General features: G+C 40.7%; 1 protein-coding gene. It reads right to left on the bottom strand.

Annotated elements, in window-relative coordinates:
- Nucleotides 1–236, bottom strand: a 236-nt coding sequence (coaE, locus tag CUZ56_RS15545) for a dephospho-CoA kinase (protein ID WP_126981211.1), incomplete at both ends; no start/stop codon positions are given.

The raw sequence follows: 236 nt of genomic DNA on the forward strand, positions 1-236 counted from the left end.
TTTTAATCGTTCTTCACGGCTGACTTGTGCATTTATAATATCTTGAATTTGCTGAATATTATTATGATCTCTCGATGACGCACGAGCCAGCTGAGTTTCAGGTTTAACATCGACAACAAGTATGCGGTCGCAAAGCGTGGTGAGCTTATTTTCAATAAGCAGTGGAACGACAAACAAGGTATAAGGAGCGGTCTGACTGTTTAACTGTGACAACATTCTTTCGCGAATAGCTGGAT

This window comes from Saezia sanguinis (assembly GCF_003991585.1).
In the GTDB taxonomy this organism is placed as follows: Bacteria; Pseudomonadota; Gammaproteobacteria; order Burkholderiales; family Burkholderiaceae_C; genus Saezia; species Saezia sanguinis.